At 44.3% G+C, this 12,977-nt stretch carries 12 protein-coding genes; 1 reads left to right on the top strand and 11 read right to left on the bottom strand.

The window, feature by feature from the left end; all coding sequences use genetic code 11:
- Positions 1-55: 55 nt before the first annotated feature.
- The 11 genes from tdh to ACOBWA_RS01385 all read right to left on the bottom strand — a co-directional run bounded on the left by tdh (position 56) and on the right by ACOBWA_RS01385 (position 11,636).
- On the bottom strand, positions 56-1,081 hold the full coding sequence (gene tdh, locus ACOBWA_RS01335; RefSeq protein ID WP_420230002.1) for an L-threonine 3-dehydrogenase: 1,026 nt from the start codon (positions 1,079-1,081) through the stop codon (positions 56-58).
- A gap of 63 nt (positions 1,082-1,144) precedes the next feature.
- Entirely contained in the window at positions 1,145-2,110 is a 966-nt protein-coding gene (kbl, locus tag ACOBWA_RS01340; RefSeq protein ID WP_420230003.1) for a glycine C-acetyltransferase, read from the bottom strand.
- Positions 2,059-2,334 (bottom strand): hypothetical protein, encoded by a 276-nt coding sequence (locus ACOBWA_RS01345; protein WP_420230004.1) that lies wholly within the window; start codon positions 2,332-2,334, stop codon positions 2,059-2,061. The genes kbl and ACOBWA_RS01345 overlap by 52 nt, the downstream gene beginning before the upstream one ends.
- 393 nt (positions 2,335-2,727) lie before the next feature.
- Positions 2,728-2,919 (bottom strand): hypothetical protein, encoded by a 192-nt coding sequence (locus ACOBWA_RS01350; RefSeq protein WP_420230005.1) that lies wholly within the window; start codon positions 2,917-2,919, stop codon positions 2,728-2,730.
- Positions 2,920-2,948: 29 nt separating this feature from the next.
- Positions 2,949-3,830, bottom strand: a complete 882-nt coding sequence (locus ACOBWA_RS01355; RefSeq protein WP_420230006.1) for an N-acetylmuramoyl-L-alanine amidase — start codon at positions 3,828-3,830, stop codon at positions 2,949-2,951.
- A gap of 189 nt (positions 3,831-4,019) precedes the next feature.
- Complete coding sequence (locus tag ACOBWA_RS01360) at positions 4,020-5,210, bottom strand: APC family permease (RefSeq protein WP_420230007.1); 1,191 nt, start codon at positions 5,208-5,210, stop codon at positions 4,020-4,022.
- A gap of 129 nt (positions 5,211-5,339) precedes the next feature.
- Positions 5,340-6,146 (bottom strand): MOSC domain-containing protein, encoded by an 807-nt coding sequence (locus ACOBWA_RS01365; protein WP_420230008.1) that lies wholly within the window; start codon positions 6,144-6,146, stop codon positions 5,340-5,342.
- A 214-nt stretch (positions 6,147-6,360) separates the two neighbouring features.
- Positions 6,361-6,774 (bottom strand): ribosome silencing factor, encoded by a 414-nt coding sequence (gene rsfS / locus ACOBWA_RS01370; RefSeq protein ID WP_057758112.1) that lies wholly within the window; start codon positions 6,772-6,774, stop codon positions 6,361-6,363.
- A gap of 131 nt (positions 6,775-6,905) precedes the next feature.
- Complete coding sequence (locus ACOBWA_RS01375; protein WP_420230009.1) at positions 6,906-7,883, bottom strand: nicotinate-nicotinamide nucleotide adenylyltransferase; 978 nt, start codon at positions 7,881-7,883, stop codon at positions 6,906-6,908.
- Positions 7,884-8,102: 219 nt separating this feature from the next.
- A complete protein-coding gene (pta, locus tag ACOBWA_RS01380; RefSeq protein ID WP_420230010.1) occupies positions 8,103-10,250 on the bottom strand; it encodes a phosphate acetyltransferase in 2,148 nt (715 codons plus the stop codon).
- A gap of 153 nt (positions 10,251-10,403) precedes the next feature.
- On the bottom strand, positions 10,404-11,636 hold the full coding sequence (locus tag ACOBWA_RS01385; RefSeq protein ID WP_057758117.1) for an acetate/propionate family kinase: 1,233 nt from the start codon (positions 11,634-11,636) through the stop codon (positions 10,404-10,406).
- 805 nt (positions 11,637-12,441) lie between these two features.
- Between ACOBWA_RS01385 and lptM the strand changes: the two genes are divergently transcribed.
- Entirely contained in the window at positions 12,442-12,705 is a 264-nt protein-coding gene (lptM, locus tag ACOBWA_RS01390; RefSeq protein WP_420230011.1) for an LPS translocon maturation chaperone LptM, read from the top strand.
- Positions 12,706-12,977 lie beyond the last annotated feature (272 nt).

Here is a 12,977-nt window from a genome sequence, read left to right on the forward strand (position 1 = left end):
AAGTCGTGACAACGTAAACCCTAACCACGATTTCTCAGATGCTGAATCGCCAAAATCAATCCCAACTTAAAATCACCTTACCGCATTGCCCACTTTCCATGATATCAAAGCCTTCTTGAAACTCATCAATGTGCATGCGATGGGTAATGATTGGCGACAGATCAATACCGCTAATTAGCATTTGCTCCATCTGATACCACGTCTCCCACATCTCGCGCCCATAGATACCTTTTAGGGTTAACGCCTTAAAAATAATCTTGCTCCAATCCACCGTGGTGGTGTTGGGTAAAATACCCAAGAGCGCGATTTTAGAGCCGTTATACATGTTACTAATCATCGAATCAAAGGCCTGAGGCGAGCCTGACATCTCAAGCCCAATATCAAAGCCGTGCATTTTTAGATCCTCGATAGCGCCTTCGATGGTTTCACCCTTAGCTGGGTTGATGGTCATCGTCGCGCCCATTTTTTTGGCAAGCTCTAGGCGATAATCACTAATATCACTGACCACGATATTACGCGCTCCTGCGAAGCGGCAAATTGCGGTTGCCATCGAACCAATCAGTCCTGCACCCGTGATTAGCACATCCTCACCCAGTACAGGAAATGAAAGGGCAGTATGAGTGGCGTTGCCAAAGGGATCCATAATGGCGGCCATCTCATCGCTGATACGCTCATCGAGTTTGATGACATTATCGGCAGGTATCACCAAATATTCGGCAAACGCGCCATCGCGGTCAACGCCCACGCCGATGGTGTTTTCGCACACATGTAGCTTACCGCGGCGGCAGTTACGGCAATGTCCACAAGCAATATGGCCTTCGCCTGTGACGCGGTCACCCACTTCCAGATGCTTGACGCCATCGCCCATTTCACTGATGACACCGACGTATTCATGTCCGATAATCATCGGCGTCTTGATGGTGTTTTGTGACCACTCATCCCATTTATAAATGTGCAAATCGGTCCCACAAATGGCGGTTTTTTTAATTTTAATTTTTACGTCATTGATGCCGACGGTCGGTTCTGGCACGTCTTGCATCCAGATGCCTTTTTTGTCATGGGCTTTAACCAGTGCTTTCATACTTTTCTCTTATTTAACGGTGTTGCATTTTATTGTTGAATCTAGATAAATACCGAACGACGCTTAATCAATCACCTTCATTTGTTTGGCGACTTTGATAAAGGCGGCGATACACTGGTCGAGCTGCTCGCGAGTATGGGCAGCAGAGAGCTGGACACGAATGCGAGCCTCATTTTTGGGGACGACAGGGTAGAAGAAGCCAATCACATAAATGCCCTCGCTAAGCAGCGCCTCTGCCATTTGTTGCGAGACATTGGCGTCATAAAGCATCACCGCGCAGATTGCCGATTCAGTGGGTTTGATATCGAAGCCCGCATCTTGCATTTGCTTGACAAAATAAGCGGTATTTTCATGCAGTTTGTCTTGTAGGGTATTGTCCTCTGCTAGCATCTCAAACGCTTTTAACCCAGCGGCAGCCACCATAGGAGGAATAGAGTTTGAAAACAGATATGGGCGTGAGCGTTGACGCAGCATCTCAATCATTTCTTTTTTGCCTGTGGTGAAGCCGCCAATAGCACCGCCAAATGCCTTGCCCAAGGTACCAGTGATCAGCTCAATATCGCCACGTAGATCAAACAATTCAGTCACGCCGCCACCAGTGCGACCGACCACACCTGCTGAATGTGACTCGTCAATCATGACCATGGCATCATATTTTTGTGCCAACGCATAAATCTCATCCATCGGCGCCACGTTACCATCCATTGAAAACACGGCATCGGTGACAATTAAGCGAAAACGTTGTGCTTGCGCCGCTTGCAATTGCGTTTCTAAATCTTGCATATCTGCATTGGCATAACGATAACGCGCAGCTTTACATAGGCGCACACCGTCGATGATTGAGGCATGATTTAGCGAATCAGAAATAATCGCATCTTCACTGGTTAGCAGTGGCTCAAAGGCACCGCCATTGGCATCGAAACAGGCCGCATAAAGAATCGTATCTTCGGTATTAAAAAACTTAGAGATCGCTGCCTCTAATTGCTTATGCAAATCTTGCGTACCACAAATAAACCGCACCGATGACATGCCGTAACCTGAGTTTTCGATGGCTTGGATCGCCGCCTTTTAATTTCAGGATGGTCAGACAATCCAAGGTAATTATTGGCACAGAAATTAAGCATCTCACGGCCATCGGCGATCTTGATGAGCGCATCTTGCGGAGAGGTGATAACGCGCTCGTTTTTATACAGTCCTGCTGCGCGTATATCGCTGATTTCTTGTTGTAGGTGTTTTTGAAAGGCTTGATACATAAATATTCCTTTTTTAGTATTATTGGTGTTCGTTTGATAATAAAAATATTGAGACTGGTCATAGAACTAGGCTATCAAAGCCAAGCTATCAAATCTGCGCAGCATCTTAGCCATCATTAAAATCAACGATAAAACCAAAGATGCGGGAAGCCAACGAGATGGTGCGAGCAGTGATACTATCTATAACCCTGTGAGCGGTGATTTTATCATTAGCCTATTGCAATAAATAGCCTAAATAGTTGGTAGATAGGACTTCTTTTATAAAATGATATAGTGCTGTTTAGTTGTAGTATTGGTCTCATAGCGGCTTAGCTATGTCTCAAAACATAAGACATCAACTTGCGCATTTTTATCATCTTGATTGTTAAGTATTGGTAAGTACCGTCTATCCAGTTAGTCATCTTTGGGGCGCTTCTGAGCTTCAGCGATCAACTCATGAATCTTGGCACTTTCCTTTAGCACACAAGCATCATAGGCAGAAAGCGGCTCAGGTTCTTGCTCCTCTTTCTTTTCCTGCTCTTGCTTGGCTTTTTCTTCTAGATATTTTTGTAGATCGTTTTGCTCATATTTTTGAGAGTTATTCATGGCTTATGTTTCCTGATAGTCTGTATTCTTTAATAAAAACCATCCCGACCAGCGTATTTCTTATTTAGCGCCTGCAATATCGCATAGGTCTCGCTATCCATATTACCCGTTGGCTGCTGAGCTCTAAAGTGCAGCTGAAACGCATAGACGACATCGCGACTGGCTTTGTCCCACGTATCAGTATCGTTGATTTGATAGCCATACTTGCGAAACGCTTGCTTAATTTCAGGTATCGTTGTCGACGCAAATCCATTTTGATTCATAAAGAACTGCTTATCAAATTCATCATACCAAGCGCCAATACCGTAATCGAAATATAGTCGCTCCCACGGGAACTTTGCACCGGGGTCTATCTTGCGCGAGGGTGCCATGTCCGAGTGACCGATAATATTCTTTGGTGAAATGTCATAGCGCGTGGCGATATCCTGCACCAGTTGTGCGACTTTTTTAATCTGCAATTCATTAAATGCCACATAGTGCTCATAAGGATGATAGTCGAGCGTGCCATTTTTTAGTGCGTCTCGATATTCAGGCTTGATACCGCCATTGACAATCTCGATACCGATAGAGGTATCATTTAATATCGTCCGTCCTGCAAAGCCGCCATCACCAGCATGCCATGCGCGCTCGCTCTCTGGTACTAAGTTATAGATTTTATTATCATCATTGTCTAATACTAGATAGTGCGCGCTCACATTGCCCGTGGTCAATGTCTTTATCGAGCGCTCATTATCAGAGACTGTATAGTGCAAGACGATAGTTTTGATTCGCTCGCTTTTGCCAGTAGCTTGGTAGCTATCGCTGTCGATTACATATTGCGTCGCTGACGTTGTTACGCAGCCAACGAGCAATAGCATAGAGGATGATATTAATACTGAAGCCAATGCAGTCGAGGAAATATTTTTTGCCATGAAATGCTCTGTGTGGGAATGGTTGCGGTTAATTAATGTTAGGATTGACTGCGATTTTTTTATAACCAATTGCCCCAAGCAGAATAAAGAATCCTAGCAAGACATAGGCGTTAAATGATAGCGCCGCTGGTGAAAATGGTAGCAGCAATAGCGATATAAAGACCACACTGATTAATACAGAGAGATAATTTAGCAGACCTGCCTGTTTCTTTTTCGCTCATTGATGAGGTCGGCGGTCGTGACATAAGCAAAGCCAACGGTTATACCTAAGGACGCCATTGTCACGATATCGAGTAGATAGTTTCTACCCAGCCAAGGAGAGAGTAGGCACACCAAACATATCAATATAACGGTTTTTTGCTTACTGAATTGGTTGTGTTTATCTGTAAATATACTGGGCAATAACGACGTGTCGCCCATAGATTCTAAGAGCTTAACCGATGACAATATAAAGCCATTGATACCGCTCATTATCGAGCCAATCATGGCTATTGACAGTAGCCAAATACCGATGCTACCAATCCGATTGTCTATGCCTTCACCTGTTGCCCAGTGGCTGTCTTTGATTGCTTGATAGTCAAAGCTCATGTTCAGCGCGGTAAAGTAATTGATTAAAAAGTAAAACAACACACCGGCGATGAGTGAAATTAGGATAATGCTTTTGGTCTTGGCTTTTGAATCGCTGATGGCTTTTGAAATCTGCGGTGTGGTTTCAAAACCAACATACGCCCACGGCATAACGGCCAAGATAGGTAACCATGCCAGACTGGTAATAGAGCTGCTAGACATGTCAGTTGGCAAAAATGCTTGGGTGGTTGGTGTCATCCAAAGCGAGGCAAAAAACAGCGCGATGACTGATAGAATCATAAAGAGGGCGATATAGAGTTGGATTTTTGCGCCGACTCGTACGCCTTTTAGATTGATATAACTGAACAAAATAATCGCCGCGCTGCATAAGAACACTTCACTGGCGTAGACTTCCCATCCAGCGATTGTATATAGATAGCCTAATTGTAAGCCACTAGGCAGTAGATAGCGTAGCAGTAAAGCGACAGCTGATATATTGAGCGCAATAATAGAGATATAGCCTATCGTGACGCCCCAACCATAGATATAGGCATGCTTGCGATTGATGTATTTTTCAATCCAATAGATACCGCCTGACTCGTTTTCTGGCGTTTGAGTCAGCAAATTAATATAGGCACGCGCAACCATATAGATGGCTAAAGTACCAATAATAATAGCGACAGAAGAGCCTAATAGCTGTGACTGCGGCAAAAACAAATCGCCTGGCATGACATACGCACCCCAGCCGATAATCGCACCAACGCTAATCGCTATCGCTTGTAGGTAGCTGATACTTTCTGTCTTTTCACTCATGGAGTGCTCCTTCACGATCAAATATAGAGAAGGAGAGAGTGTTTATTATGGAGCTGACATAGAACATGAAAAACCTTGTGACGCCATTACGCAGGGTAGTGGCTATCTTTTATAAATAGAAAAGTCATATTAAAGGTTTTTGTTGAGTGTTACCTTTTCAATCCTGTTGGATTTTTTAGCCAACACCTTTTTCCAACTGTCCTCTAAACAGTCAATCGCGAGCCACGGTTCAATCACATTGGCGTCAAACTTTTCTTTTGAGTTGGACAGTTGCCATAACGTCTTTAATGTCGCAAACGGATAAGGGCGCTCAATCAAATATACGGGTAAATCAGCGTCTATAACGCCATCGCGTACAACTTGGAAATACCAACCAGAGATGCCTTGCTTGCTGACCCATGCCGCGATATTTGGTACTTTGGTAAATTGGCCAATTTGGTCATTAATTTTGTAGCAGGGGCGGCGCGGTTGGACGATACGTAGCTGAACGCTAGTATCATCATTACTAGTGTCTTGACCGTTTTCAAAATGCCCACCATATTGAAAAACATCGCCAATACAAACCGTAGATTCGGCCATTTCAGGCAAACCATTAACGGCTTCAGTCGTAAGGTTTTCACCCAATGTACCGACGCGCACTTTTAGACCGAATTCTGCATTGATTTTTGCATACGTCGCAGGCGCTAGCTGATGCACGGCTTTGAGTGGGCCGCCATGATGCTTACGGTCAGCCTGTTCATCAGTGGTTAAGCCCATAAAGTTGACGGCGACAGGAGATTTGATAGGTGCTTTATCAATGGCGCTCATTTCTTCACGGGCGAATGGCATAGACTTACCAGCGCGAACACAAGTGAGGGTAGCGATATGTAGGGGCAAGTCTTGGTTAAAGTCTGTTGAAGTTTGCTCAGGTGATGACGTGATCGATTCTGCGCTCATAAGGTTTCCTAATAGGTAAAATGAATAGGCTAAGGCGGCTTAATTTTAGCGGCTAATAAATACTAATATGAAATGAGCTTATCTGTACTCAATGATGTATCTGATTATACTGGTTCATCACCATAAAATTTACATAAAAAAAGACCAGAATAAGTATTCTGGTCTTTTTGATGGAGCGTTTCTGAATCTTGAACGAATATCGTCACTGACAAGCTTATTTGTTTTTGTTACGACGACCCGCAGTTTTCTTTTCGCGCGGCGTAGCAACTAGTTCAGCCAACTGCTCAGGTGATGACCATAGGCCTTCTAGGTCATAGAACTCACGTGCTTGTGGCGTCATCATGTGGACGACAACCGCGCCCAAATCAATCAACGTCCAGTCAGAGTCGATGCCACCTTCACGGCCAAGTGGCATAAAACCAGCTTGCTTAGCTTCAGCGCCGACGCTATCAGCCATCGCACGTACATGACGCTTTGAAGTACCATCAGCGATGATGATGCGCTCTGTTACGTCAGTCAACTCTTCTACATTCATTACAGTGATGTTCTTTGCTTTCATATCATCTAGAGCGCTTTGTACTAGGGTCAAGCATTCTGTTAGGCGTTCTGCAGTCATGGTGTTGGTCATAAATTTTAATCTCTTGAATCGTAAATATGTAAAATAAAGGGGTAAAACGTCAATTTGTCTTATCCGACTGATTATATGTTGTCAGTCACGCATAGAGACAGGATAGGCAAAATGACATAGATAAGGCGATTTTAACGGAATTGAGCAGCAGAATATAGCTGATGGGCGATAATATATTGATAAACAGCAGGATTTAGCCATTTAGCTAATGGATTAGATTCAGTATTGCTAATGATATCATTTATTGATGCTATAGATGCGATTTGCCGTTGAGCGACTGGCATTTTATTTGTTAGATCGTCTAGTTTCTGTAGTTGTTCACGTATTTGTGTGCTTGATACCGCAGTAATAGGTCGCGCATCTATATAAATGCGTCCTTGATTCGCGTTTTTCAAGTCAGAGCTGTTTAAGTCAGTGCTAGTCGGATCAGTGTTATTTGGATTAGTACTATTTGAGTTTAAGCTATTTGTCGAATGCTGAGTAGGTGGATTTAATAGCTCGATAGGTGAGTCCGTTATATGAGGTTGCAACGACAACGGCAATTGCGATTTTAAGAAATTAACATCTTCCGTAGTCGGTGTATTATTTTTAGAAGAGATAATATTGTCAGAAAGTTTATTGCTAATACCATCACTCACATCGGTACTGCTCTGACGATTAAATACCCATAGATTGACATGGTCAGTGAGACGCAATCCATCTTTCCATTTATCCAAACTATGGGCGCTGTCCATACCCATGATAAATATCAAATTGTCATTAGGGTACTGCTGCCTCAATGTGCGTACACTGTCGATCGTATAGACAGGCGGCGCTTGCCATAGCTCCAGCTCATTGATCTGTATCGGTGTATTCTCTGTCGCCAGCTTTAACATCGTTAAACGATGATTAGCATCTGTACTTTGTGTCTTAAATGGCGAGCGTGCATTGGGCAATAAGGACACGTGCAGTGTGCGCTGTTGCTGCTTGGCGATTGGCAGTAGGTGTTGATAGACCGACATCGCGACTTCTAAATGACCATTATGTACGGGATCGAACGAGCCACCAAGGTAGGCACGAATGGCAGGTGCAGGTGTTTTCTCTTGAGGGCTGTTGCTCGTATTTGGCATAAATAAATGTATAAAAGTAGATAGGGCGCACGTGGTCGTCGATGCACCTTGCTCTTTTACTGTCTGGCCTTTTTAGGGTAAATAATTTGATGATAGCGCTATTGTAGAGGGCAGATGAGCATCTGTCACCACTGTCTGTCATAGAGCACCAATAAAAAACCGACCATCATAATGATAGTCGGCTTTGTATAGGAATTTAACGGTTAAGTCTTACAGCGATTAAATTAAATCGCTATACGCTTGGATAGCGGTTAACGCGATGGTATAGACGATATCGTCGACCAAGGCACCACGTGATAAATCATTCACTGGTTTATTCAGACCCTGTAGCATAGGGCCGACACTGACGACGTTGGCACTGCGCTGTACTGCTTTATACGTCGTGTTACCAGTATTGAGGTCAGGGAAGATAAAGACATTGGCCTGTCCAGCGACAGGTGAGTCAGGTGCTTTTTGTTTACCGACGCTCATGACAGACGCCGCATCATACTGCAGCGGGCCGTCGACTTTGAGGTCTGGTGCGCGCTCACGAACGATTTGGGTTGCACGGGCGACTTTTTCGACATCCGCGCCTGCGCCTGATGAGCCAGTAGAGTAGCTGATCATCGCAACTTTTGGATCGATACCAAAAGCAGCAGCAGACTGTGCTGATTGAATGGCAATCTCTGCCAGCTCCTCAGCGTTAGGATCTGGGTTGATCGCACAATCACCATAGACGACCACTTGCTCAGGCAACAGCATAAAGAACACTGACGACACGAGCGAATATTGCGGCGCGGTCTTGATCAGCTGGAATGCTGGGCGTACTGTATTGGCAGTAGTATGAATCGCACCTGAGACCAGACCATCGACTTCGTCTAGTTGGAGCATGATAGTACCTAAATAGACTGTGTCTTTTAGATATTCAGCAGCGACTTCCGCAGTGGTTTTACCTTTACGGCGCTCTACGACAGCGGCGATATATTTACTCATATCGAGGTTATCAGGATCGATGATATCTAACCCTTCAGGTAGCGTTAGATCACGGTTTTTTGCCACTTGCTCAACGTCACTACGTTTAGCAAGTAATACGCAGTTGGCGATACCACGACTCTGACAGATACAGGCAGCTTCAACCGTACGTGGTTCCGCGCCTTCTGGCAGCACAATACGTTTCTTAGCGTGCTGTGATTTTTTGACCAACTGATGGCGAAACGCTGATGGTGACAGACGCGGCTCATGATTACGGCTGAAGTATTCTTTAATCCAGCTTAGATCCAAATGCGCAGCCACATAACGAGCCACTTCATCAGCACGTTCTGTATCATCACTTGGAATCTCAGAACTCATATGCATCAGGCTCTGTACTGTCTCGTAGCTATCGCTTTCGACACTCATGACAGGGATGCCAGTTTTGAGCGCTGACTGCCAAAGCTCAGCAACTGTATCGCTTGGGGTAATGCCACCTGTCAATACTAGACCTGCCAATGGAATCCCATTGATACAGGCCAATCCAGCGGCTAATAGCAAGTCATCACGGTCGCCGGGCACGACCATTAACGTACCACGCTTAAAGACTTCATTGACGCGCGCTACTGAACGAGCGGTTAGGCTGATACGATTGATACGACGTGTCTTTGCTTCACCAACATTTAACCAAGTCGCATCAAGCTCTGTTGCGATATCCCATGTACGAGGCACAGACAACGAGTCACTAAAAGGAACAACACCGATAAGGCGGAACACTTCGGTATTGAACGAAGGCGATAGACGCTGAACCTCTTGCAGGAAGTTTGGATCTAAGCTGACAACGGCCTCACCAGGCGCGACAGGTTGATTGTCAAAGGTGTTCGGCACGTCCTGTACCCGCATCAATATTACACCGAGCGTCCGTGAATCGATGACACCGCCAAACTCACGGGCATGGACATCTAGTTTGTCTGCTAAATAAGCAGGTTTGCTGATGTCAGCGGTACTGACAAATATAATCTTGGCATCGAGCGCATGGGCAAGTGCACGGTTAATTTGTGAAGCATAAGAGGTCTCAGTGGCTGGCACCAGACCTTCACAGATAATCACGTCATGACCATCATCAATCGTATGAAAATTGGCAATCACTTCTTCCATCAAGTCATCAAGATTGTCATCGCCTAGCATACGCTCAACGTGTTGACGGCTGATAGAGTCAGGCGGATTTAAGCCAAATGCGTGCATGGTCAATGCGCTTGAGCTGTCTAAGCTGTGCTGTTTGTCTAGCGTATCATCTTGCAAAAACGGCTTCATAAAGCCCGCTTTGATACCGTTATAATCAAAGGCACGGATTAGCCCTAGCGCGGCCGATGTCACACCGATACCGCGACTAATGGGAACAAGTAAAATGGTTTGCATAATGTGTCCTACAATTTATTTTATTTTAGACGTCGAGTCATTTTGAGCAGCATAAGAAATACAGTATAAAAACACCAAGCGCTTTATCTTATTTGTTTTCAGCTTTTTAAAAGCGTTTAGAACGATAAGCGCTAGGCATTATAATCAATCGTCTTATACTAAGTTCAATGCTTGACGAGTCTCTTGAGCGATGCGGTATTCTTCATCTGTAGGAATGACCCACAGCTCGACACTGCTACCTTCTGCTTGGAAGCTGCCTTCTTGGCCACCATACAATCCAGCGTTCTTTTCAGCGTCCATCTTGATACCGAAATGACGCATGACGGCTAAAATACTTGCGCGCGTGGTGACAGAGTTTTCGCCGATACCACCTGTGAATACAATACCAGTGAATTCAGGCAGTGCACAGCTTAAGCTGGCGAGGTATTTACCAGCGCGGTAGCAGAACATCTCGATGGCGAGCTGTGCATCTTTATGGCCTTCGCTCGCGGCTTGCTCAATAGTACGCAAATCATTTGATAGGCCAGAAATACCAAGCAGACCGCTTTCACTATTCAGCATCTTATCCGTTTCTTCTAGGCTAATACCGAGCTGACGTTTCAGATGCATATGTAAGCTTGGGTCGACATCGCCGCTACGTGTGCCCATCATCAGTCCCTCAAGCGGGGTCAGACCCATGCTGGTATCGAGACTTTTGCCATCATATACGGCAGTTGCTGAGCAACCATTGCCTAGATGTGCGGTTATCCAGCCATGAGGACCTTTTGCTTCAGTGATTTGGCTAGCACGTTCTGAGACGTAGGCATGAGACGTACCATGGAAGCCGTAACGACGGATTTTGTGCTCTTCGTATAGATATTTTGGTAACGCATAGCGGAAGGCAACAGGCGGCATAGTTTGGTGAAAGGCGGTGTCAAATACCACAACTTGTGGAATATCAGGATAAATAGCTTGAACCGCTTCAATACCCAAAGCATTTGCAGGGTTATGTAGTGGAGCTAGTATCTTTAAGCGTTTTACTTCTTCCAACGCGTGCTGATCAACACGAACAGCTTGAGAGTATTCACGACCGCCATGTACCACGCGGTGACCGACTGCGATAAAGTGATATTGCTCTAGTAGCTCTAGAATTTTTTGCAGAGCGAGTTTGTGACTACCACCCGGGATAGAGATCTCTAACTTATCGCCATTTAGCGTGGTGTGTTTGATACGGGCTGTATCGAGACCTAAGTTTTCAGCAAGACCGGTGATACGAGTAGAATTGTCATCGCTAATCAACGCGTATTTGATAGAAGACGAACCGCAGTTGAGGACTAAAGTGGGGCTGGTTAGGGTTGATGTTTCACTGTTCTTATCATCAAAAGTGGTACTTAGGTTGGCGCTCATACTCTATCCTTAGATTGGTTTTTATAAAGGGCAAATCAATTATATCGTTCGTTCGATACAAAAAAGACGTCTATTGCCACGTCCTGTTTTATTATCATCAAATGCTACATCGCTGATATCTCAAGTGCTGTAGTAAAGTTCACTGAGACATGATGTCATGATGATATGGAGTTGATGACGTTGATAACCGCCGAGTAAATAAAAATCAGCCATATCTATGCTGATCATATCAAGCAAGCATATTGGCGATTTTGTTTATACTTGGGCTACTATTTCTGACAGTCCTATGCATCCATGCTTATGAGGTAATGTGTCTGCATCTCAGGCTAGCATCCTATTGCCGCCGCAAACTGGGAATATAATGTAACACATTTTTGTTTCTACACCACGACAGGGGTAAGGTTTAAAATGTGTGATTAATAAATGGCTAAATACAGAATAAATCGATTATATTCAGTGAGTTATAGAGCTATAAGTGGATAACTTGTATGGGCTACATAACAGTGCTCCGACTCACAAAATTGTAAGAAATATTGTCGAGACACCCATATGTCATACATTCATATCTAAGCTCGCAGACGATATTACTATAAAAATTCGACTAATGTTTTAGAAAATATCCAACATCACGCAAATTTATTCACCAATCATATTCAGTATCCATACAGCTTTATGTAATAATGCTATGATGAAAATGGTCATAACGGCAGTGCTTTTGCTGTTGGTTTGGTTGTCCATTTAGTTTTTATTTATCACGATTTACTATCGTCATTATGCCGTCGTAAGCTCACAGGTTATCTATTATATGTCTACTATACACAGCCCCTCAGCAGCCAAGCATGCTAGCTCGTTCGCTCGTACCAGTCGTCAGGCTGTTGCCACCTTATTTATTGGCAGTGTGGTTATGCTAGGATTGTCAGGCTGCGGGCAAAAAGGCGATCTATATCTGGCAGACTCTAGTAGTCAAACGATAGAGGGCAGTGCGTCTGTACTTGATAGTACTAGCCACCCACAGGATGCAGCCTTTGCAGGTATCGACGATGACAATTATCAAAAAACCGCTACCTAGAAGAGCAAATGGTGCTACCTGAGCCTAGTACTGATCCCAACGACTATTAATTGCTACGCTACTAATTACTAGGCTAATAATCGCTAAACTAGTAGTTGTTAAGCTGAGCCAAGAGATAGCGGTTAGGTACTTTTTAATTAACAGTTTAACTAACTGTCGATTCTTTACTGCCTGATTGACTAAATAGCTTTGCTACCTAAATTTAATTTTCACCCTTGATAATCTGATTATATTAGAGATGTTTATATGAGTCATTCTGAACTACCTGCTGA

The sequence above is a fragment of the Psychrobacter sp. ER1 genome (assembly GCF_048631835.1).
In the GTDB taxonomy this organism is placed as follows: domain Bacteria; phylum Pseudomonadota; class Gammaproteobacteria; order Pseudomonadales; family Moraxellaceae; genus Psychrobacter.